The sequence below is a fragment of the Bacillus cereus genome, from assembly GCF_015071065.1.
GTDB lineage: Bacteria > Bacillota > Bacilli > Bacillales > Bacillaceae_G > Bacillus_A > Bacillus_A cereus_BA.
This window is the reverse complement of sequence record NZ_VOVA01000006.1, coordinates 1-20,931: the sequence shown is the minus strand read 5'-3', so window position 1 is coordinate 20,931 and position 20,931 is coordinate 1. Positions and strand designations below refer to the sequence as shown.

Sequence of the window (20,931 nt, the reverse complement as noted above, 5' to 3'; positions counted from 1 at the left end):
GCTTGAAAAAAGGAGTTTTTTCTTCCAATTATATTTCCAAATGATCGGAGACATCCTTTATAAACCTTTGAATAAAATCTTGCTCTTCTTTCGTATATCCATCTAAAAGTAACAGCCACTTTTCTTCAGCTTGTTTATGCAATTTTTCATGAGCTTTATATATTTCATTTCCGCTTTCCGTTAAGCGGAATAAAATTTCGTTTTGATTATCTAACATTTGCATCTTCTCAACGAATTGCTTTTGAAACAACTTTGTACAAATTTTAGAGATTGCGCCCTTCGTCATTCCCATTTCTGTCGTAATAGCAGTTACATTTCTACTTATAGTTTTACACGCAATAAAAATGCTACATTCTCATACTGCACAAAAAGAAAAATAGAGACCTACAAATGGTCTCTATTTTAAGCTCTTTGATCAGCAACAATATGAATATCAATATACTTCGTTTGTCTCATAATTTCATTTACAATAGAACCTTTTCTAATTTCTTCCCACCGTGTTCTCGCAGATTGCCCGAGTAAAACTTGTGTCACCTGTAGTCTTTTCGCAACTTCAATAATAACATCAGCGGGTTTTCTTCCCTTTGCTTCTTCTAATACAAAGCTCGCATCAAATTGATTCGTGAGCGATTTCCATTCTTCAATTGTTTGCTTTTTGCCAGCTGAAATAGAATCTATATTTTCCCCTTCTACGTTTAAGACATACAATTCAGCGTTTAACCGATCAGCCATGCGCCAACCTCTCCGTATTAATTTCTCTGCTGTTGAACTGTATTGTACACAAACGAGAATTTTTTCTTTCACACCGATCGGTTCTATTACTGTTTGGCTAATTTTCTCATCCATATCATCTGCAACTTCTCGAAGTGATAACTCTCTTAATGCCCCTAAATTATTTATCGTAAAGAAGTTTTGTAAGCTTTGTTGAATTTTTTCTTTCTTATATATCTTTCCATCTATTAATCTCTTCCGGAGTACCTCGGGCGTTGCATCAACAAGCTGAATTTCATTTGCTTTTTGCAAAATAAAATCCGGGATACGCTCTCGTACTTTGACATTCGTAATTTGAGCTACAATATCATGAACGCTTTCTAAATGTTGAATATTAAACGCTGATAATACAGATATACCAGCCTCTAACAATTCTTGCACATCCATGTAACGTTTTTTATGTTTAGAACCTGGTATATTACTATGGGCAAGTTCATCCACTACAACTACTTGCGGCGCACGCTTTATAATTCCTTCCACATCAAGCTCATAAAACACCTTTCCTTTATACTGTATTTCTTTTAAAGGAACTTTTTCTAAATCAGCAATTGCTTCTTCTGTCTCTTCCCTTCCATGTGTTTCAATTAAACCAATTACAATATCAATACCATCCTTTTTCATTTCTCTAGCATCATAGAGCATTTTATAACTTTTTCCTACTCCTGGAGCCGCTCCTACATATAGCTTTAATTTCCCCCGGTTTTGCTGATGAATGTATTCTAAATACTCTTCTGGTGTTCGCCTTTGAAACGCCGGTTTATAGTCATCCGCATACAAAACACTCACAACCTTTCTTTCGAAACAACACTACCTCAATCCGTTAGATTGAGGTAGCACTGTTACTATTTCATTAATTTCTGTAATTCTAAATTTAACTTTAAGACGTTCACGCGATCTTCTCCAAACAAGCCGAGTGCAGCACCTTCCGTTTGATCCTTAATCAATTGATTCAGCTTTTCTTTCGGAATATTCGTTAATTTCGAGATGCGATCTACCTGCACAGAAGCCGCTTTTGGACTAATGTCAGGATCAAGACCTGAACCCGAATTCGTCACTAAATCTATCGGTACTTCTGTAACTGGAATGGTTGGATTTTGTTTCTTCCAGTCTTCAATACTTTTCTCAACTCGTTTTGCTAAATCTGGATCAGACGGTGCATAGTTATTTGAACCAGATGCTTCTGCTTTATATTCTATACTAGAGACACGTCCATGAAAATAACGTGGATTTGTGAAATTTTGACCGATTAATTTTGAACCAACTACTTCATCCTTATCATTATATATAAGACTTCCATCCGCATTATCCTTCATTACCGCTTGCGCAATACCAGTTACAATAAGCGGATATACAAGTCCACACAAGACTAGAAATGTAAAAGTAATACGAATAATTGGTGAAAGTATACTTTGTTTTTTCGCCATCTTTTTTCCCCTCTTCCTTATATGAGCAAGCCGACAATCATATCAATTACTTTAATTCCAATGAACGGAACGATCACTCCGCCAAGCCCATAAATGAGTAAGTTTCTGCTAAGCAATGCATTAGAACTCATTGGTTTATATGCGATACCTTTCATCGCCAACGGAATGAGTAACGGAATAATAACTGCATTAAATATTAATGCTGATAAGATTGCTGAAAGCGGTGATGTTAATTTCATAATGTTTAATGCTTCCATTTGCGGAATCGCAAGTGTAAACATCGCCGGAATAATCGCAAAATATTTCGCAATGTCATTCGCAATACTAAACGTCGTTAATGCACCACGCGTCATTAACAATTGTTTACCAATTCCTACAACCTCAATAATTTTCGTTGGGTTCGAATCTAGATCAATCATATTTGCCGCTTCTTTCGCAGCTGTCGTCCCACTATTCATCGCTAATCCAACGTCAGCCTGTGCTAATGCCGGGGCATCATTTGTACCATCACCTGTCATCGCTACAAGTTTCCCTTTATCTTGCTCTGCTTTAATAACCGCAATTTTATCTTCTGGTTTACACTCGGCAACGAATTCATCTACCCCTGCTTCTTTGGCAATTGTTGCTGCTGTTAATGGGTTATCCCCTGTACACATAACCGTTTTAATCCCCATTTGGCGCAATTGTTCAAAACGTTCACGCATACCAGGTTTTACTGTATCCTTTAAATAAATTAAACCGTAAATACGATCATCTACTGCAACTACAAGCGGTGTCCCGCCCTCTTTTGAAATTAAGTCTGCTTTTTGATTCACATCTTTCGGAATTGTTCCGCCTTGCGATTGAACCCATTCAATAACTGCACTAACAGCACCTTTTCTCACTTTCGTTCCGTCCTGTAAATCAACACCACTCATTCTCGTTTCTGCTTTAAATGGAACAAATTCACCTTGTTCTGCAATTTCTCTATTATATGATATAGATTTCGTTTGTACATATTCTATAACTGATCGACCTTCTGGTGTTTCATCTAAAACTGAGCTAATCGCAGCCCATTTTCCTACTTGCTCAATCGTTTCATTTCCTACAGGAAGCAGTGTATGTGCCATCCGGTTTCCGAAAGTAATCGTACCTGTTTTATCTAAAATAATTGTATTAATATCACCCGCAGCTTCTACTGCTTTACCCGACATCGCTAATACATTGAACTTTGTCACACGGTCCATCCCAGCAATACCAATCGCTGATAATAACCCACCAATTGTCGTTGGAATTAAACAAACTAACAGTGCTACAAGTATAGCTGTATCAATTTGAAAGCCTAAATAATTTGTAAAAATCGGCAACGTCACAACAACGATTAAGAAAATAAGAGTTAAACTCGTTAATACTGTATTTAAGGCAATTTCATTCGGCGTTTTTTGACGAGCAGCTCCTTCTACTAAAGAAATCATTTTATCGATAAATGATTCACCTGGGTTACTCGTAATTACAATTGTAATCTCATCACTTACGACCATCGTTCCGCCTGTTACTGAACAAAAATCACCGCCCGCCTCTTTTATTACAGGAGCTGATTCCCCTGTAATTGCAGATTCATCTACAGATGCTAATCCTTTAATTACTTCACCATCGTTCGGAATCATTTCCCCTTGTTTTACAATAACAACGTCACCTTTTCTCAGATCAGTTGCTGAAACTTGAACAATGTCTCCATTTTCTTTTACAACATTTGCAAATACATCTTTTTTCGATTGTTTTAAAGAATCGGCTTGCGCTTTACCACGACCTTCAGCTAACGCTTCTGCAAAGTTAGCAAATAAAACTGTGAATAATAGAATGAGAGAAACTGTTATATTAAACCATCCTGGTATGCTACTCGAACTACTTGGAAGAAAGGATAAAAGTAGCGTTATTATAAATCCAATTTCCACAATGAACATAATCGGATTCTTTATCATTACTTTTGGATTCAATTTCGCAAAGGATTGCTTTATCGCATGCGTCACGATATCACGATCCAACGTTTTTGCTTGTCTAACCTCATCTTCTACAGCATGTATTTGTGACTGATTTACTTGTTTTTCTTTTACTACTACCGGTCTCATCATTTACCCTCCATTACTTCAATGTAAGAAATTCTGCAATTGGACCTAATACTAACATCGGGAAGAATGTTAACGCACCAACAATTACAATCGTTCCGATGAAGATGCCACCAAATAAACTATTATCCGTACGGAATGTTCCGACTGTTTCTGGTACGACCGTTTTCTCCTTCAGTGAAGCAGAAACAGCTAGCATCGTAATTAAGCTGAAATAACGTCCTAAAAACATAACTAAACCAGTCGTAATATTCCAAAACGGTGTATTATCCCCTAAACCTTCAAATCCAGACCCGTTATTCGCAGCTGACGATGTGTATTCATATACAACTTGCGTTAAACCGTGGAAACCTGAATGAGAAATAGCATCTGTTCCTAAACTTGTTGAAAGAGCTAATGCTGAAAATCCTAAAATAAGCAACGGATGGAATAATATCGTCACCGCAATTAATTTCATTTCCTTACCTTCAATCTTTTTACCTAAAAACTCTGGCGTCCGTCCGACCATTAATCCTGATATAAAGACTGCAATAATTGCATACATGATAATATTGATAAAGCCTGCTCCAACGCCGCCATATACTGTATTCAACATCATATTTACGAGTGGAACTAAACCGCCAATTGGTGTTAACGTATCATGCATCGTATCAACCGCTCCTGTTTCAGCAGCTGTCGTTACTGTCGCGTAAAGTGAAGAAAATACAGTTCCGAATCGTACTTCTTTTCCTTCTGTGCTTCCTTGCACATGCTGGATACCCGTTTGGTTCAATACTGGATTTCCATGTAATTCGGATGTCGTAATCGTTATAAATCCTAGTAAAAAGACCATGAACAGTGATACAAAAAGGATACGTCCTTGCTTTTTATTTCCTACCATTCTTCCGTACGTAAATGGAAGTGCTGTTGGCAATAACATCATAAGCATCATTTGTAAAATATTACTCATTTGTCCTGGGTTTTCAAATGGATGTGCTGAGTTTGCTCCGAAGAAACCACCACCATTATTCCCAAGTTCCTTAATTGAAACGAATGATGCAACTGGCCCACGCAAAATACTTTGCTTCGCACCATCAATTGTTTGTGCTGTAACTGCCCCATCTAACGTTTGTGGTACACCAAGTGCGACAAAGACTAGCGCTGCAATAAATGCGATAGGAAGAAAAACTCTCGTTAATGCTCTCGTAAAATCAACGAAAAAGTTACCGAGTTCTTTTCCAGCGAGTCCTCTTATAAAAGCCATAACGAGCGCTAACGTCGTTGCTGGTGCTGCAAACATTAAAAATGTAATCCCGATTAATTGTGATAAATAAGATAAGCCATTTTCACCGCTATAATGCTGTAAGTTTGTATCAGCCATAAAACTAATTGCTGTATTAAAAGCGAGCGTAGGCTCCATTCCTTCAATATGTGCTGGATTTAGCGGCAGTACACCTTGTAATCTGAAAATGAAATATACGACAACAATCATGAATCCATTGAGTAAAACTAATGATAATGCGTATTGCTTCCACGTTTGATTGTATTGTTTCACCCCTGTAATTTTAAATATAAGTTTTTCAAAAGGCCCAAACACTTTATCTAACTTATTACTCCCTTGAAAAGCTTTCTCTAAATAAATCCCCATTGGCTTTGCTACTAGAATAAACAAGAGCATTGTAATAACGACTGCAACCCAAATCATAATGAATGATTCCCCCTAATTAAAACTTTTCTGGATTTAATAATGCGTATACTAAGTACACCGTAATCGCTGCAACAATAACCGATAAGGCAATCATCATGATTGCTTCCCTTCTTTCACAACTTTATCTGACCAACTTGCCAGGCTTGCCATCGATGCTACTAATACAACAAAAATTCCGACCATCACAACATCTAACATAGATACCCCTCGCTTTTGTTAAAATTTGACATTTACTCATCAGAAAAAGAACACTAAGCTCTACTTAGTGTTCGAAGTGAACAACACAAAGTAAACCTCCTCTCTAAACGCTTACGAGGTTAGCTGTCGGATTCGGGCCTAAAGAGTAGCCCTACTTTCAAAACTGAAAGATTCACCCCAAGTGACAATGCACAAAATTGGTTCCCCCGCTCCATTTCTGGAACTCAGCGATTTTAGGTTTTTTTGGAAATTTCATGAATGATTTATGAGAGTAAATATACTCCTCTATATTTAACTTGTAAAGAGGTAAATTACTTAAAATAAGAAAATATTCTGCCGTTTAAACGCTTACATTGAGTATTATTAATGTTCTTTCATCTATTTCCTTGTCTTTTCTTCCTTTTTCATAGAAATGATCTTTTAAATATGAAATAGAAAGAGCGAATGACATGAAGTGCATAGCTTGTTGCACTCAGCATTCGCTCTCTTTTCATTCAACCTTTATCCCGCATTAACGGGCAGTAAGAGCCCGATTCGTTCAACTAATAATCAGTGGAGGATGGAGAAAATCCCCACTGATTAAAGTTTTACTTTATTCTCCACGCAAAAATGCACGTAAATTTCTACCTCGAATATAAACTTGTGACAGTTCTGCATGTAGCTGCTCATATTCGATAATATCTGTTTTTAAATATAAGGCATCTTTCGATGGCAATATTATATATGGTCTTGGAAAAATAGGATCGAGCACTACCAATTCTTGAACTCGCTCTACCGATACCACCCAACGATTCGCTATATCTCCTAGTAACAATACCTTCATCTTCGTTTCCCCCGCCCTATTCAAAAAATAAAAAAGAAATATTATCACAGTTCGTAAACACTACAAATTTAGCTCCAATTGTTTCATAGAGCCTGGCTGGATAGCGTTTATTCTTTGTAACAACAGTAATAGGCGCTTGAAAAGAAAAACGAATGAGTTCTGTGAAAAAGCTAACTATCGGAAGCTCATCTCCTAATAAAATTACTTTCTTAATCCGCTCGCAAATACTAGTAAAATCCTGCTCCTTATTACAGCTATAAGCTGATTCGAATCCATAATCCCTAACTTCAGCTGCTATCTCTTCATTTGCTGTAAAAATAATTAACTCATGCTGAAATGCTACTAACTCTCTTAAACTATTTATCTTGTCTTCTTCTCCAACACAAATAAGTGTTAATTCCATATACCTCATCCTCCTTAGCATAAAAGAATCCAAACATAGATTGATATCCTCCTATACTAATCAGACCGATAAAGTGATGTATCCATCAGGGCACCGTCCTCTCTCAAGACGCTTACGAAGTTAGCTGTCGGATTCGGACTTTGAGAGTAGCCCTACTTTCAAAATTGAAAGATTCACCCCTAGTGACGAAGCACAAATTGGTTCCTCCGCTCCATAAATTTGGACTCAGCGTATTACAAAAAATGTATTCTGGCTGATATATTACTCCTGTATTTGGAAAAAGTAAACATAAAAAAAGCCAGTTAACAAACTGGCTTCTCATGTCTTTATACACGTGTATTATTCATCTTATATGCAAAATGATTCGTTGGTCCATGACCACTACCAATATTCAACGGCTCTTCAATCGCTATACTAATAAATCGTTTTGCTTCTTGAACTGCCTCTCCAATTGAGTATCCTTTCGCAAGTCCTGCTGTAACTGCAGACGCGAATGTACATCCGCTCCCGTGTGTTTGCTTCGAAGGAATTCGTTCACTTCTAAATTCAATAAACTCTTCTCCATCAAAGAGTAAATCAATTACTTCATTACCTTGATATTCTGCATGTCCACCCTTCATAAGAACATATTTAGTCCCTAATTCGTGCAATACTTTCGCAGCTTCTTTACTATCTTCTATATTTTGAATCTCCATCCCAGTTAACACTTCTGCTTCCGGAACATTCGGTGTTACAACGGTAGCTAGTGGCAATAAATATTCTTTTAATGCTTGTACTGCTTCTTGTTGTAATAATGACGCACCGCCTTTAGCAATCATAACAGGATCTAGTACAATATTATTCCAGCCAAATTTCTTAATATGTTCTGCCACAATTTGAATAATTTCACTGCTAAATAGCATCCCTAGTTTCACAGCATCTGGTGTTAAATCCGTACCAATTGAATTCAGCTGTTCCGTAATACCTTCTAACGGAACTGGATATACCCCTTGAACGCCAAGCGTATTTTGAGCAGTAATTGCTGTAATAGCTGTCATTCCATACACACCAAGCTCTTGGAAAGTTTTTAAATCTGCTTGAATTCCAGCGCCGCCTCCGCTATCAGATCCTGCAATCGTTAAAGCCTTATTCACTTTCATCTCACTCATCCTTTTCTATCCAAAATAGCGATGATAAATTGTTTTCGCTTCACTTATATCTTTCGTTCCATGCACAAGTACACGACCATCTTTGAAAGCAACTAATCTCTTTTCTTCAACAGAAAATGATAGTAAATATGGATTTACATTCAAATCATTCACGCGATTATTCAACAATTCTTTATATTGCTCAAAATTCATTTCTTCTTTATGAGGTGGTCTAATTTGAACTGTATTTCTCCCGCATAACACTGCTGTTTTTGAAGTATTTTCCTTATTTAAATACGGATATAATGCCTGTTCACCACACGATAGACAATTATGTTTACGAAGCTTTTGCACATTCATACATGAATACTCATTTTTCCATACATCAAATGATACAAGCCCATCTCGAAGCGAGTCATAATCTTCTACTAACAGTTTAAGTGTTTCCGTTACTTGATGAGAAACGACAAGAGATACAGCAGGTGATATAATCCCCGCTGTGTCACATGTCGCTCCGCCAAGCGGAATCGATTGTAATAAACAAGATAAACATGGCGTTTTGCCTGGAAGAATAGTATAAGAAAGGCCGTAACTTCCTACACATGCCCCGTAAACCCATGGAATAGAATATTTTTGCGATATATCATTCACAATAAAACGCGTTTCGAAATTATCAGTCGCATCGATAATTACATCAACATTTGTAACGAATTCTTCTAACTCTTCAGCCGTTACATCTTGAACGAGAGCTTCTACTCTTACTTCACTATTAATCTCTTCTAGACGTTTTTTTGCCGCCACAGCCTTCGGAAGGTTATTCTCTACATCACTCTCTGCATACAATTGCTGTCTTTGTAAATTACTCCAATCCACATAATCGCGGTCAACAATTGTCACCTTACCAACGCCAGCTCTTACAAACATCTCTGCATTTGCACTACCTAATGCACCTGCACCGATAATAAGTACATGCTTTTCTCCTATCTTTTGTTGCCCTTCTTCCCCAATTGGAGAAAATAGTTCTTGGCGAGAATATCGATTATTCAACTACGCTCATTCCTTCTAAAGGACTACTTGCTGTTGCACAACGTTTACGTGCAATACGACCTGCTTCAAACCCTAATCGTCCTGCCTCAATACCTAATTTCATTGCGTATGCCATTTTAATAGGATCTTTTGCTCCAGATACTGCTGTATTTAATAACACACCATCTGCTCCTAATTCCATTGCAAATGCCGCATCAGCTGGGCTACCAATACCAGCGTCAACGATAACTGGTACTGTCGCTTGTTCAATAATAAAACTTAAATTTAATGGATTTACAATACCAAGCCCTGAACCAATTGGTGATGCTCCCGGCATAATGGCATGCACACCAAGTTCTTGTAATTTACGCGCTAATACAACATCATCAGATGTGTATGGTAGAACGATAAATCCTTCTTCTAGTAACATTTCAGATGCTTTTAATGTTTCTACTGGATCAGGTAATAACGTTCTATCATCCCCAATAACTTCTACTTTTACCATGTCACAAAGCCCTGAAGCTTTTGCTAATTTCGCAATTCGAACAGCTTCTTCAGCATTTTTTGCTCCTGCTGTATTCGGTAATAACGTATATTTTTTCACATCAAGTTTCTCTAATAAATTAGGTTGCTTCGCATCAAATATATCCATACGACGTACTGCAAATGTTAAAATTTCAGCTTCAGAAACGTCAATTGCCTTTTGCTGCACATCAAAATCAGAGAATTTCCCTGTTCCTAATAAAAGTCTAGAATGAAATGAAAATGGTCCAATGTTTAACATAATCAACCGCCTCCTACGAAAGTTACAATCTCAATTTGGTCTCCATCAAAAACAGATGTATCTTTATGATCATCTTTTTGTAAAATATCTTTATTACGCTCTACTACAACAATTCTGTTCTCTAATTCTAAATGTGTAAGTAGCTCAGCTACTGTTTTCACACTCACTGGCACTTCAATTTGCTTACCATTAATTTTTAAATTCAAACTTCTATCCCCTTTCTAAACCGATTTAGAAAGCAATGAATCTAGCAGATGATTCTCCTGCTTTCCTTCTATTAAATCAGCCATATACTGACCAGAAACAGGACTTAATAAAATACCGTTTCGATAATGCCCAGTACAAGCATATAAACCTTTTACTTCTTCATGCTCTCCCATATAAGGAGCTTCATGATTAGACTGCGGTCTTAACCCAGCCCACGTACTTTCCCACTCTGCTTCTTTTAAAGCAGGTAATATTGTGTAGGCACGCTCTAATATGGAAGTAATACTTTCTGGTTGTACAGATTTATTAAATGTATGAGGCTTCATCGTTGCCCCAATCACATAACGGCCACCGCGCTTCGGCGTAATATAAAACCGCTCTTGGAAAATAGGAGCTTTCAAGAGCGGTTTCCTGCTTCTTACTGCAACAACCTCGCCCTTAACAGGATATGTACCCCAATCACTATGGAAATAATGTAGTAATTTCGTACTCCATGACCCTCCAGCGATAACGACTTTTTCGCATGTGATTACACCTTCGCTCGTAACAATCCCAGTCACTTTATTATTTTCAATACGAATATCAAACACTTCTGTTTGTTCATATATGTCAGCTCCAGAAAATGCCGCGGAATGTGCGAATGCTTTCGTAAGCTCTGGCGCAATAACATGACCGTCTTTCGGATAATATACCGCTCCAATTATTGATTCAGATAGAAATGGCTCTTTTTTCCGCAAATGCTCTCCCGTTAAAAAGTAGGAATCTTCACCTGTTTTCTGTTGCCAATCCATAATATGCAGAATTCTTTCCTTCTCCGCTTCATTTTGAGCAATGCGATAAATTCCCTTTTCTTCATACCCAATATCGATGCCTGTCTTTTCACGTAAAACTTCTGCAAGTTGTGGAAATATAGCACGGCTTTCTCTAGCAAGCTCAAACAGCGGATCATATTCATCCCATTCTGCCTGAACACCGAGCAAACCAGCAGCTGCTTTCGAAGCTTCAGATGCGATTCTTTGCTTCTCTATAATCGCTACTTTATGCCCTCTTTCTGCTAGAAAGTGTGCAACTGAACTACCAATTACACCTCCGCCAATAATCGCTACATCATACTTCTTACACATGTTTTTTCGCCCACTTTCTTATTGATTCCTTATAAGATTTCGCTCTGCTATACGGATTACTACTGCTTACAATTCCAGACATAACAGCAATACCACTTACACCATTTACAAGAACATCACCCGTATTTTCAGGAGTGATTCCTCCAATTGCCGTAATCGGTATTGATAAACACCTTGCCATATCAGCAATCTCTTCTAATCCTCTTGCTGGCACACCCTTTTTACAAGCTGTTGGAAATACGTGACCATAAACGAGTGAATCCGCTCCATTTTTAAATGCCACTATCGCTTCATCTAGAGAATGTACTGAATAACCAACATGCAAATAAGAAAACTTTTCTTTCACTGACCCTACATCTGCGCTTCGATATCCTAGCTGCACACGCGGGATATTCAATAAAATAGCAATATCAATTCGATCATTTATCACTATCTTCGATGCTGGAAAGCCTTTCCCCAAAAGACTTTCCACACCTTCATACAATTCCTTCGTACTTTTCTCACGCTCACGAATATGCAAATAATCAATCTCGCTCTCAATTTGCATCGCTACATTTACTAACTCTTCGAATGGCATGTGACCATTTGAAATTACATGGAGCTCATTTTTCATATTCATTCGCCTACTTTAAAATGTTTTCGAATAATTCATCGGATGGAACGATTTCTTTCGTCATTCCTTTCTCTTTCAGCCATTTTTTTTGTTTCTCCCATGATTCTTTTGTATCTGATAAGAATGGCTCATCTTTCGTTTCCATCTTCTCTAATAAAATTTTCATACTTTCTTTTTCAACTTCTGGTACAAGTGGGAAGTTTTCTTTTTCTTGATGATTTAATAAAATATTCAATGCTTCATCCGGATTTTTCTTCATGAAATCATATCCTTTTTTCGCACCACGTAAAAAGGCCTGTAATGCTTCTTTATCCTTTTTCAAAGTTTTATCACCTGTTACAAATACAAGTTCATGATAATTCGGTACACCGTAATCAGCTGGATTAAAGTATGCCGGCTCATGGCCCTCATGACGCATCACAGGTACCTCATGGTTAATGTATGCTCCTGTTACAGCATCTACTTTTTTCGTAATTAGCGCTGGTACTAAATCGAATCCAACATCAACTACTTTTACTGTATCTGGATTACCACCATCTTCTTTTACCATCGTTTTTAAATATGCCTCACTTAAAGGGGTTCCAGAATATCCAACTGTTTTTCCTTCTAAATCTTTAGGTGACTTAATACCTGCTGATTTCAGCGATACAACATGATTTAACGGCGAACGTACGACAGCTCCAATTGATTTCACTGGAATTTGTTCATTTGCTCTGGCCATGACAACGTCTGGCTGATAATATAGACCAACTGTCACTTTCCCTGCTGCAGCTAACGTTAATGGATCAGTCGGATTAGAAGGGAATTTAATATTTACCTTTACTCCTTCTTCTTTAAAGTATCCTTTTTCAATTGCTGCATAAATAAAGCTATGCACCGCATTTGGATACCAATCAAGCATGACCGTTATTTCTTTCTCTTTTTTACTCTTATCTGATGCTGAATTACTCGAACATCCTACAATCATTGCAACTAATAATGTAAATACAAAGATGCGTTTTAAAAATTTCATGAATGCTTCCTCCAACTAATGAATTTCTTTTCTAATATCGAAACAAGTATGACGAAAAAAATAGCTAATAATGATAACAATACAATTGGTGCAAATACACCAGCTCCGTCTAACTGCGTCATCATTCTTTTACTGAAATATCCAAGCCCAGCTTGTGCACCGAGCCATTCTCCAATTGCTGCCCCGATAACACTAAGCGGAACTGCAATTTTTAACGCTGAGAAAAAGTAAGGAAGAGCAGATGGCAACTTTAGCTTTAGAAAAATATCTTTTTTTGTTGCACCATACGTAACTAAGAGCTCCTCCCATTCTTTCTTCGTACTACGCAGTCCATCATACGTATTTACCGCAATTGGGAAAAACGTAATTAAGACAGTGACAACAACCTTGCTCCAAATGGTATATCCAAACCATAAAACAAATAGCGGCGCAAGTGCTGTAATCGGGATTGTTTGAGAAGCTACTAATAATGGATAAAATGCTCTTTCCATCCACGTACTCGCATTCATTAACATTGCTAGCCCTACGCCCAGTACGACAGAAATAACAACACCTATTAAAACAACATATAATGTTGCTGGTAAATGAACCGTAAATAATATATCTTTTAGTTTCCATATCTTCATTACGATTGCAGACGGTGACGGTAAAATGTACATCTCATCTACAATTCTTGCTCCTACTTCCCATAGAGCAAGTAAAATTCCACTTAATATGAGGGCAGGTAATAACTCCTTCAAGCGATTCATCATACGAGTACCTGCCTTTGTAACATACTAAGGAGCTCTTCTTTAAGCGCTAAAACTTCAGGCTTATATAAATCTTTTCTCGTTCGATTACGATCAAGCGGCACAATTCTCTCAGTTAAAGTTGCTATCGGTTGATTTTCCACAACCAAAATTCGATTAGAAAGAAACAATGCTTCTTCAACATCATGAGTGATAAATAAAATTGTTTTTTCCCACTCTTTCCATTGTTCAAACAACCATTCTTGCAAAGACGCCTTCGTTAAAGCGTCCAATGCACTAAAAGGTTCATCTAACAATAATATCTCCCCGCCTGTTAATAAAGTTCGGATAAAAGATACGCGTTGCCTCATACCACCAGATAAATCTTTCGGAAATTTTTTTTCGTACCCTTGTAAACCAAATTTATGTAACAGTTCTTTCGCTTTTACTTGCGCTTCTTTCTTCTGCACACCTTGGCACTCTAGCGGTAAAGCTGCATTCTCAATAATCGTCCTCCACGGCAAGAGCATATCTTTTTGGGGCATATACCCTACAGGATGACTCTTTGTTTCTGTCAGCTCTATCTGTCCAGTACTTGCCTCTTCTAAGCCTGTAATAAGGCGAAATAAAGTACTTTTCCCGCATCCACTCGGTCCGATAATACTTACAAACTCTTTATCTTGTATAGAAGCATTTAATTCATCGATGATTGGCTTCTCATCATAATGAAAGGAAACATTATGAAACTGTAGTATGTTCTTGCTCCTCAAAACCCCACATCTCCTTACGATAAGCCATATCCCAGAATAAATATTCAAATCGGCTGGAATATAAGAAAATCTCCTCTAATCGGTCTAGCTCTTTCTCTGACCTTCCAACTGCCATTTCATTTAATAAATCTATTAACCAAATACAAAGGCTACCGTATTCTTCAGAACTATATCCTTGAATCCACTCTCCAAAGAACTCATGATCTCTTGCTCCAGGAATATCATTTAAACGCTTTCCAATCTCCCAATAGCTCCACATACATGGAAGTAAAGCTGATATTAATTCTGCAAGTGTGCCATTTTGAGATACAGACATCATGTAATTTGTATAGGCTAAATTTTTAGCAGATGGTTTCGCAGATTCCATTTCTTGTGCAGAAATGCCAAGTCTTTTTGCATACTGTTTATGAATCGTCATTTCACCATTCAAAATCCCATCAATTTGCTCTGCAAATTTTGCCATAACTTGTGGATTCGTTGCCTTTACAACCCCAATTGCATATAGCTTTGCATAATCTAACAAATATAAATAATCTTGAATAATATAGTACTGGAATTTGTCTTTTTCCAACGTACCATCCCCCATACCTACTACAAACGGATGATTATGACTTTTCTCCCAAACAGGCTGCACCGTATCAAATAATCTTTCACAAAATTTCATTAATAATTCCCCTTCCTATATATCTATTTATCTCAATAAAAAAACCACTTCTGTATATAAGAAGTGGTTACAGCAAATAAAATTATAATTTATTCGTTGTTCCACTTCCCTTCGCTAGTATTATCTAGATCAGGTGTTGTAAGGGTTAAGGATTATTCCTCTCTCAGCACGAAAAGCACCCCTAGTGGTGTTAATATGAAATTTTCAAATAAAAAATCCCCGTTTCTCTATACGCAAAGAAACGGGGACTCATTGTTAATGTCCGAATTGCTTCCCTACGCTAGCATAATCTAGATCAGGTAATAAAAAGGATCAAAGGCTTACGGCCCTACTCTCAGCTGGCAACACCAGCCCTCCTAGCAAACTATAAAATTATCACTGTCAGTATAACACCGCCATAAGACATCATCAACTGTTTTAATTTTCTTAATTGTGCATTAAATGTTAACGTGTTAAACAAATATAAATGTGACCCCACAAATGATATATACAATATTTATATACGAATCTCTCTTCTAACATTATTTTTATTGATTTCATATTACATTTATGTGAATACGACCAATATATTATATCTTTATACTATAATAAAATTACAACTATACAACTAGAGGAGGTCTTTATTACATGAATATGAAAGCTACAGCTTTAACAGCAACTACTATCGCAATTGCTTCTTTACTTCCTTCTATGGGAGAATCCGATATACAAACAGCGGCTGCTAAGCAACCATCTACAGTAAAAACTGGATATGTAAAAATTGACAACGTTGCACTACATCAAAATAACCATGCAGACAGTGCAATAATTGATAACATTCGATTTAATAGCCCGGTTGCTATTCTTGAGACAACTCAAGATTGGTATAAAGTATCTGTTAACAACAAAACAGGCTATATGAAAAAAGATGCAATTCTATTCAAAAAAAATGTTCAACCAAATAATCAATATATCGTAAATGCAAACGCATTAAACGTTCGTTCTGAACCTAATACAGAGTCTTCTATTCTAGATATATTACCAAATGGTCAATTCATTACCATTCAAGGTGAACAAGGAGATTGGTACAAAATATTACATAACGGTCAAATTGGATACGTACAAAAAACATTTGTATCTAATGGCTCCACACCTCTAGTAAAAGGTGTAACTGTACAAGGTTCTCCTTCTTATACTGTTGCAACACCAAAATTAAATGTACGTAGCAACGCTAGTACAAGTAGTACTCTACTTGGTTCATTACAAAATGGTACACAAGTACAAGTAGTAGAAACGGTAGGTACTTGGTATAAAATTCGTTTTGGCACAGGGTACGGATATGTAGCAAAACACTATGTAGTGCAAAATCAAAATCAATCACAAGCTAAAACAGCTCAACCTTCATCAATTCCAGCAGTTTTCAAATTCCCTACTCAAGGGAAAATCAGCTCCACTTTTGATATGCGCTGGGAGCAAATGCATTATGGTATAGATATAGCAGCACAAGGAAATGTCTCTATTCAAGCTGCTGCTGCAGGTAAAGTTGTGAAATCTTATTATTCGGCTAGCTACGGCAATGTCGTGTTCATCGCCCATCAAATAAATGGGAAATTATATACAACAGTTTATGCTCATATGAAGGATCGCACTGTACAAGCTGGTGATCAAGTACAAACTGGACAATTAGTAGGTCATATGGGAAACACAGGTCATTCATACGGGCAACATCTCCATTTTGAATTACATAATGGGGAATGGAATTTTGAAAAAACAAATGCAGTGAACCCACTGCCATATTTAGTTAGGTAAATTATATGCCACGTAATATACCTCTCTTTATTGAATACCTGGCCTTTTTAAGTTTAATCTGTTGTTTAGTCATTTATAATACGAACACTGTATTTTTATCTATTATTATTGCTTTTGTTGCTTTAGAAATCATTATGGAAGCATTACAAATGCGGCTAAAACAAAAAATTGCCCATATTTATAATGCAATTTTTCTTTTGAGTGCTCTTATAACAAATATAATTAGTAATGGTTTTTATTTATCTACCGTACTTCCTGTATTCTTTATAGGTGTTTTATTATTCATAGCTAGATACGTTCATGTTCCTAATAACCCAAAACATGAACAAGAAGCTTAGAAAGAGGAGACACTGTGTACCAATCTTTCAAAGATAATCCAATGAAATATATATTGAATTTATATGAAAAAACGAATACTTTTTTTGGTATACAAGGAAGTTATACTGCACAATTTCTCCTTTATGGAATGTTATTTCTTATCTTAGTTACTTTTTCCTTGTTTTACTAACAAAAAAGGATCTCACATAAACTTGAGATCCTTTTTAATTTATATTAATTTTTAATATGTAAAATACGGTTTATCCACAAGCATATTTTTCATAAATAAAACTAAGATTATATTTTTTCTCTAAGCTCATTCTTTGTTCATCGTCGCACCAATAGAAAAGAATATCATGAATCGTTGCATAACGCTTATTTTTAAGAAATAGTTTAAAGAATGATGGTAAACAATCATGTAATTGTATAAATATATAATTGCGTAGTATTTCTTCTTTGTATTCAATTCCCTTACAAATATACAGTAATTCTTCACAATAATATGCATGCTGTGGAACTTGGATCATTTCGAAAAACGGTACATATGATAGTAACTTTCCAATAAAATGACCATACCGATCCATTATCCCTATCGTCATATGCTCCATCATTTCTTTCATCACATATAAATAATCATCTACATGAGTTGTCTTTAAAGGGTCTAATCGATCGGAAATTTGTGAAAGTACAGCTCTTTGACAAGCTAAAACTGCTTGACTAGGTCCATAATATGATAGGAAGTCTGTACACTTACGATACTTTCGTAATAAGTCATGTGTATATAAATCATACACAAAAGTATTACAATACATTGCCAGACTCATCATATCACTATTTAATTGCTCTTTTGATAATGTTTTCGCTCGTTTACACATATAAAAGAATGTAAATTCCAATACTTCTTTATGAGATAATAGATGTTTGCAATCTGTTATACATTTCTCATTAAATTTAACTCGATTCCAAATTTCTACATCCTCAGCTGTTAATTCACCAATACGATATTTAATAATTAAATAGTTTAAAGCAACTGCTTTCGTCAAAAGATCCCATGTTTCATACTCCAATGAAGTTTGGACAAATTCATCTAGCCCTTGGGTTATCATAAAAGCATTTGCCTCTTCATACCAACCAATCTCTTGACATAAACGAAGAATACGTACTAGAGTTGGAATTTCATCTTTATGAAATTGCGGTAAATTCTTTACTTTATTCATGCCATATACGATAAATGCCGCTAAATTTTCTTCTTTATAAAATTCTTTTTCTTTCCATACTAATATAGTTCGCTCTTTCCCTTCACCTTTTGGATGACAAGGTACAAGCAAAGAAAATAACTCAGCGAAATTATTTGGTTCTATATATGTATCTGTAACCAAATTCCAATTTGGATCGCCCTGTACAGCCCTCATATAATTCCCCTTCCCTTTTTATCTATGTAGGAAATATTAATTCATTATTACATCATTAACAATAAATATTGTTATATTCAAAATCTATCATAATACTTATATCTCTCAGTATATCATTTTTTCTCTTATTAAAAATTAGGAATGACAAATTTAAAAAAACTGTCAAAAATATTGACTCTATACCTATTATATAATGTCTCAGATACATCACGCTAACATATTAGTTTAATCCGTATATACTAGAATAATGTATCTGATCTTTATACATAATTTATTCCGTATGCTCCGAGATTTCACTTAAAGCAAACCCTGCTTGATCATCTGCTGATTTTCTTATAGCTAAATCACCTAGTGCTAACATCCCAACAAGTTGACCTCTCTCAACTACCGGTAACCGTCTAACTTGATATTGTGCCATTAATTCTGTAGCTTTTTCAATAGAATCATCTGGAGAAACTGAAACAATGTTTGTTGTCATTACATTTGTAATTTGATTAGATCCAGGATGTTTTTCAGCAATCCCACGAACAACTAAGTCTCGATCAGTAACAAGCCCAACAACTTTTTGATTTTCAATAACAGGAATCAATCCAACCGATTCTTCCTTCATTTTTACAGCCGCCTCATATACATTGTCTAATGGTGTACAATGTACGATATGAGTACTCATAAGTTCTCTAACTTGTGTCATTTTTTATCTCCTCCTTTTAATACATACCATAGCTTTTCCTAAATCCCTTTATTTATTTCAGGAAAATAAGGTGATAAAAAGAGGCTTATACATAATAAAAAAGAGTCAGCAATATGCTGACTCTTTTTTTATGACCCGTACGGGATTCGAACCCGTGTTACCGCCGTGAAAGGGCGGTGTCTTAACCACTTGACCAACGGGCCATGGCTCCGCAGGTAGGACTCGAACCTACGACCGATCGGTTAACAGCCGATAGCTCTACCACTGAGCTACTGCGGAATATATATGGTGGGCCTAAATGGACTCGAACCATCGACCTCACGCTTATCAGGCGTGCGCTCTAACCAGCTGAGCTATAGGCCCATATACTTTACAGGGGCAGTAGGAATCGAACCCACACTGGAGGTTTTGGAGACCTCAGTTCTACCTTTAAACTATGCCCCTAAATGATGCCGGCTAGAGGACTTGAACCCCCAACCTACTGATTACAAGTCAGTTGCTCTACCAATTGAGCTAAGCCGGCATAAATAAAAATAAAAATAAAAATAAAAAAAATGGTGGCTCGGGACGGAATCGAACCGCCGACACGAGGATTTTCAGTCCTCTGCTCTACCGACTGAGCTACCGAGCCAACATAAAATGGCGGTCCCGACCGGGGTCGAACCGGCGATCTCCTGCGTGACAGGCAGGCATGTTAACCACTACACCACGGGACCATTGGTTGCGGGGACAGGATTTGAACCTGCGACCTTCGGATTATGAGCCCGACGAGCTACCGTACTGCTCCACCCCGCGACGATATTATGTTTTAAAAATAAATGGAGGAGGTAGAGGGATTCGAACCCCCGCGCGACTCTCGCCGCCTGTCGGTTTTCAAGACCGATCCCTTCAGCCGAACTTGGGTATACCTCCATGAAGGAAAAATTAATATCTTATTCATTTTTATATGTAACTAAACCACTTTTTAAAAAAATGGAGGAGGTAGAGGGATTCGAACCCCCGCGCGACTCTCGCCGCCTGTCGGTTTTCAAGACCGATCCCTTCAGCCGAACTTGGGTATACCTCCGACATATAAAAAATAAAGTGGAGCCTAGCGGGATCGAACCGCTGACCTCCTGCGTGCAAGGCAGGCGCTCTCCCAGCTGAGCTAAGGCCCCATGTTTTTGGGAAAATCGGGAAGACAGGATTTGAACCTGCGACCCCCTGGTCCCAAACCAGGTGCTCTACCAAGCTGAGCCACTTCCCGTTAATAAAAG

22 protein-coding genes, 12 tRNA genes, 1 pseudogene and 4 riboswitches are annotated in these 20,931 nt (G+C 37.0%); of the genes and pseudogenes, 2 read left to right on the top strand and 33 right to left on the bottom strand.

Annotated elements, in window-relative coordinates; genetic code table 11:
* Nucleotides 1–28: 28 nt before the first annotated feature.
* From FT637_RS16975 to tenA, 19 genes and pseudogenes are all read right to left on the bottom strand, one after another.
* A pseudogene (locus tag FT637_RS16975) lies at nucleotides 29–316 on the bottom strand (MarR family transcriptional regulator); the annotation flags it as partial.
* Nucleotides 317–402: 86 nt separating this feature from the next.
* Nucleotides 403–1,557 carry a KdpD-like non-kinase potassium sensor gene (kdpDN, locus tag FT637_RS16970; RefSeq protein WP_193647288.1) on the bottom strand — a complete coding sequence of 385 codons (1,155 nt, stop codon included), beginning with the start codon at nucleotides 1,555–1,557 and terminating at the stop codon, nucleotides 403–405.
* Nucleotides 1,558–1,613: 56 nt separating this feature from the next.
* Nucleotides 1,614–2,195, bottom strand: a complete 582-nt coding sequence (gene kdpC, locus FT637_RS16965) for a K(+)-transporting ATPase subunit C (protein WP_193647287.1) — start codon at nucleotides 2,193–2,195, stop codon at nucleotides 1,614–1,616.
* Between the two features lie 17 nt (nucleotides 2,196–2,212).
* Entirely contained in the window at nucleotides 2,213–4,303 is a 2,091-nt protein-coding gene (gene kdpB, locus FT637_RS16960) for a potassium-transporting ATPase subunit KdpB (protein ID WP_193647286.1), read from the bottom strand.
* Nucleotides 4,304–4,316: 13 nt separating this feature from the next.
* A complete protein-coding gene (gene kdpA, locus FT637_RS16955; RefSeq protein WP_193647285.1) occupies nucleotides 4,317–5,984 on the bottom strand; it encodes a potassium-transporting ATPase subunit KdpA in 1,668 nt (555 codons plus the stop codon).
* A gap of 19 nt (nucleotides 5,985–6,003) precedes the next feature.
* The gene (gene kdpF, locus FT637_RS16950) at nucleotides 6,004–6,084 is read right to left on the bottom strand and encodes a K(+)-transporting ATPase subunit F (RefSeq protein ID WP_000972378.1); all 81 of its coding nucleotides are present in this window, start codon (nucleotides 6,082–6,084) and stop codon (nucleotides 6,004–6,006) included.
* The gene (locus tag FT637_RS16945) at nucleotides 6,081–6,185 is read right to left on the bottom strand and encodes a SipW-dependent-type signal peptide-containing protein (RefSeq protein WP_002170453.1); all 105 of its coding nucleotides are present in this window, start codon (nucleotides 6,183–6,185) and stop codon (nucleotides 6,081–6,083) included. The genes kdpF and FT637_RS16945 overlap by 4 nt, the downstream gene beginning before the upstream one ends.
* Nucleotides 6,186–6,279: 94 nt before the next feature.
* A riboswitch (cyclic di-AMP (ydaO/yuaA leader) is annotated at nucleotides 6,280–6,425 on the bottom strand.
* 352 nt (nucleotides 6,426–6,777) lie between these two features.
* The gene (locus FT637_RS16940; protein WP_071679177.1) at nucleotides 6,778–7,008 is read right to left on the bottom strand and encodes a hypothetical protein; all 231 of its coding nucleotides are present in this window, start codon (nucleotides 7,006–7,008) and stop codon (nucleotides 6,778–6,780) included.
* Between the two features lie 16 nt (nucleotides 7,009–7,024).
* Nucleotides 7,025–7,411, bottom strand: coding sequence for a hypothetical protein (locus FT637_RS16935; RefSeq protein WP_193647284.1), 387 nt, complete (start codon nucleotides 7,409–7,411; stop codon nucleotides 7,025–7,027).
* A gap of 93 nt (nucleotides 7,412–7,504) precedes the next feature.
* Nucleotides 7,505–7,652: riboswitch (cyclic di-AMP (ydaO/yuaA leader) on the bottom strand.
* Nucleotides 7,653–7,737: 85 nt separating this feature from the next.
* A complete protein-coding gene (gene thiD / locus FT637_RS16930; protein WP_193647283.1) occupies nucleotides 7,738–8,559 on the bottom strand; it encodes a bifunctional hydroxymethylpyrimidine kinase/phosphomethylpyrimidine kinase in 822 nt (273 codons plus the stop codon).
* Nucleotides 8,560–8,565: 6 nt separating this feature from the next.
* Nucleotides 8,566–9,585 carry a thiazole biosynthesis adenylyltransferase ThiF gene (locus tag FT637_RS16925; RefSeq protein ID WP_193647282.1) on the bottom strand — a complete coding sequence of 340 codons (1,020 nt, stop codon included), beginning with the start codon at nucleotides 9,583–9,585 and terminating at the stop codon, nucleotides 8,566–8,568.
* Complete coding sequence (thiG, locus tag FT637_RS16920; protein ID WP_193647281.1) at nucleotides 9,578–10,348, bottom strand: thiazole synthase; 771 nt, start codon at nucleotides 10,346–10,348, stop codon at nucleotides 9,578–9,580. Before thiG ends, FT637_RS16925 begins: the two co-directional genes overlap by 8 nt.
* Before the next feature lie 2 nt (nucleotides 10,349–10,350).
* Nucleotides 10,351–10,554, bottom strand: coding sequence for a sulfur carrier protein ThiS (gene thiS / locus FT637_RS16915; RefSeq protein WP_193647280.1), 204 nt, complete (start codon nucleotides 10,552–10,554; stop codon nucleotides 10,351–10,353).
* A gap of 15 nt (nucleotides 10,555–10,569) precedes the next feature.
* The gene (thiO, locus tag FT637_RS16910) at nucleotides 10,570–11,679 is read right to left on the bottom strand and encodes a glycine oxidase ThiO (RefSeq protein WP_193647279.1); all 1,110 of its coding nucleotides are present in this window, start codon (nucleotides 11,677–11,679) and stop codon (nucleotides 10,570–10,572) included.
* Nucleotides 11,672–12,292: a thiazole tautomerase TenI gene (gene tenI, locus FT637_RS16905; RefSeq protein WP_193647278.1), complete on the bottom strand. Its 621-nt coding sequence runs from the start codon at nucleotides 12,290–12,292 to the stop codon at nucleotides 11,672–11,674. Before tenI ends, thiO begins: the two co-directional genes overlap by 8 nt.
* 10 nt (nucleotides 12,293–12,302) lie before the next feature.
* Entirely contained in the window at nucleotides 12,303–13,304 is a 1,002-nt protein-coding gene (locus FT637_RS16900) for an ABC transporter substrate-binding protein (protein ID WP_193647277.1), read from the bottom strand.
* The gene (locus tag FT637_RS16895; protein WP_193647456.1) at nucleotides 13,301–14,053 is read right to left on the bottom strand and encodes an ABC transporter permease; all 753 of its coding nucleotides are present in this window, start codon (nucleotides 14,051–14,053) and stop codon (nucleotides 13,301–13,303) included. Before FT637_RS16895 ends, FT637_RS16900 begins: the two co-directional genes overlap by 4 nt.
* Nucleotides 14,053–14,802, bottom strand: a complete 750-nt coding sequence (locus tag FT637_RS16890) for an ABC transporter ATP-binding protein (RefSeq protein WP_193647276.1) — start codon at nucleotides 14,800–14,802, stop codon at nucleotides 14,053–14,055. Before FT637_RS16890 ends, FT637_RS16895 begins: the two co-directional genes overlap by 1 nt.
* Nucleotides 14,771–15,466, bottom strand: coding sequence for a thiaminase II (tenA, locus tag FT637_RS16885; protein ID WP_193647275.1), 696 nt, complete (start codon nucleotides 15,464–15,466; stop codon nucleotides 14,771–14,773). The genes FT637_RS16890 and tenA overlap by 32 nt, the downstream gene beginning before the upstream one ends.
* An 89-nt stretch (nucleotides 15,467–15,555) precedes the next feature.
* Nucleotides 15,556–15,659: riboswitch (TPP riboswitch) on the bottom strand.
* 62 nt (nucleotides 15,660–15,721) lie between these two features.
* Nucleotides 15,722–15,834, bottom strand: a riboswitch (TPP riboswitch).
* Nucleotides 15,835–16,093: 259 nt separating this feature from the next.
* Here tenA and FT637_RS16880 point away from each other — a divergent pair.
* Together FT637_RS16880 and FT637_RS16875 are read left to right on the top strand one after the other, a co-directional pair.
* Nucleotides 16,094–17,254 carry an SH3 domain-containing protein gene (locus FT637_RS16880; RefSeq protein ID WP_193647274.1) on the top strand — a complete coding sequence of 387 codons (1,161 nt, stop codon included), beginning with the start codon at nucleotides 16,094–16,096 and terminating at the stop codon, nucleotides 17,252–17,254.
* Nucleotides 17,255–17,259: 5 nt separating this feature from the next.
* Nucleotides 17,260–17,592, top strand: coding sequence for a hypothetical protein (locus FT637_RS16875; RefSeq protein WP_193647273.1), 333 nt, complete (start codon nucleotides 17,260–17,262; stop codon nucleotides 17,590–17,592).
* A gap of 240 nt (nucleotides 17,593–17,832) precedes the next feature.
* On the opposite strand, the gene FT637_RS16870 is transcribed toward FT637_RS16875, so the two are convergent.
* The 14 genes from FT637_RS16870 to FT637_RS16805 form a co-directional block, all read right to left on the bottom strand.
* On the bottom strand, nucleotides 17,833–18,984 hold the full coding sequence (locus FT637_RS16870) for a DUF3965 domain-containing protein (protein ID WP_193647272.1): 1,152 nt from the start codon (nucleotides 18,982–18,984) through the stop codon (nucleotides 17,833–17,835).
* Nucleotides 18,985–19,255: 271 nt separating this feature from the next.
* The gene (locus FT637_RS16865) at nucleotides 19,256–19,675 is read right to left on the bottom strand and encodes a CBS domain-containing protein (RefSeq protein WP_193647271.1); all 420 of its coding nucleotides are present in this window, start codon (nucleotides 19,673–19,675) and stop codon (nucleotides 19,256–19,258) included.
* A 131-nt stretch (nucleotides 19,676–19,806) separates the two neighbouring features.
* Nucleotides 19,807–19,878, bottom strand: a tRNA-Glu gene (locus FT637_RS16860).
* A gap of 1 nt (nucleotide 19,879) precedes the next feature.
* Nucleotides 19,880–19,954: transfer RNA gene (locus FT637_RS16855), tRNA-Asn, on the bottom strand.
* Nucleotides 19,955–19,961: 7 nt separating this feature from the next.
* Nucleotides 19,962–20,038: transfer RNA gene (locus FT637_RS16850), tRNA-Ile, on the bottom strand.
* A 10-nt stretch (nucleotides 20,039–20,048) separates the two neighbouring features.
* Nucleotides 20,049–20,119 (bottom strand) — tRNA-Trp (locus FT637_RS16845).
* Between the two features lie 6 nt (nucleotides 20,120–20,125).
* A tRNA-Thr gene (locus FT637_RS16840) sits at nucleotides 20,126–20,198 on the bottom strand.
* A gap of 32 nt (nucleotides 20,199–20,230) precedes the next feature.
* Nucleotides 20,231–20,306: transfer RNA gene (locus tag FT637_RS16835), tRNA-Phe, on the bottom strand.
* A 9-nt stretch (nucleotides 20,307–20,315) separates the two neighbouring features.
* Nucleotides 20,316–20,391 (bottom strand) — tRNA-Asp (locus FT637_RS16830).
* A gap of 2 nt (nucleotides 20,392–20,393) precedes the next feature.
* Nucleotides 20,394–20,470 (bottom strand) — tRNA-Met (locus tag FT637_RS16825).
* A 24-nt stretch (nucleotides 20,471–20,494) separates the two neighbouring features.
* A tRNA-Ser gene (locus FT637_RS16820) sits at nucleotides 20,495–20,587 on the bottom strand.
* A 61-nt stretch (nucleotides 20,588–20,648) separates the two neighbouring features.
* Nucleotides 20,649–20,741, bottom strand: a tRNA-Ser gene (locus FT637_RS16815).
* An 18-nt stretch (nucleotides 20,742–20,759) separates the two neighbouring features.
* Nucleotides 20,760–20,832 (bottom strand) — tRNA-Ala (locus tag FT637_RS16810).
* A 15-nt stretch (nucleotides 20,833–20,847) separates the two neighbouring features.
* A tRNA-Pro gene (locus FT637_RS16805) sits at nucleotides 20,848–20,921 on the bottom strand.
* Nucleotides 20,922–20,931: the final 10 nt, after the last annotated feature.